An 872-nucleotide genomic window follows, 5' to 3' on the forward strand; every position below is an offset into this window, starting at 1 on the left:
CAGCCGCTTGCGCAATTCCTTACGGTAGTTTCTAGGCGAAACCTTCATAAGTTTCTTAAAGACGCGCGAAAAATAAAGCGCATCATCATACCCGAGTTGGTAAGCAATATCAGAAATACTTATGTTTGTTTGCTCAAGTAAAGAACATGCCTGCTCGATCTTCATGTTCGAAAAGTGTTTTAGCGGTGAAATACCAGTCAACTCACGATAGCGCCTGGAGAAGTGGTATTTGGAAACACGGCTAACATCTGCAAGATCAGCAAGACTTAGTGATTTGCCAATATTTTTTCGCATAAAATCCTGTGTCTTTTCGACACTTATACCACCATACTTTTTTGCATCTTCCATCACTGTATGTGCTGTTGAAATCAAAAGATGGCTCAAGAGGCTACTAACGTAGATATAAGAATCCAGGGTAAAACTCGAGCGAGCAATACCAATGAGCTCCCGAAAGCGAGCTAATGTCTGAACGTCATGAGCTTTAACAACTGAGGTATCAGATGCCTTAAATAAATAGCGGTAATAACTATCAGCAAGGTCACCACGAAAATGAAACCAGAAAACTGTCCAGGGTGTTTCAGGGTCAGAGCGGTATTGGTGGGCTGTTTCAGGCGGTAAAATAAACAGGTCCCCTTGGTGAATCTCCCCCTTGTAGTGACCCGTACTTAGATAACCCTGCCCTTCAGCACAATAAATAAGAATATAGTCGTCATGCGCAATTCTCTCCATCTCATGCTTTGCTGCGCTGGGGTAATAACCAATCGACGAAGCAAAGATTTGGCGAGCTATTGGATGAAGCGCGAGCTGTTGCAGAATATGCTTTGGCACACGAATTCGCGTTGCCTGCCTATCCGACAGAGGCCAGTTAGAGG

The 872-nt window shown here is 43.9% G+C and carries 1 protein-coding gene; it reads right to left on the reverse strand.

The features are described 5' to 3' along the window. Positions 1-872: AraC family transcriptional regulator (locus A3756_RS01295; protein WP_156490167.1), on the reverse strand; the 872-nt coding region annotated here is incomplete at both ends.

It is taken from the genome of Oleiphilus sp. HI0086, assembly GCF_001635225.1.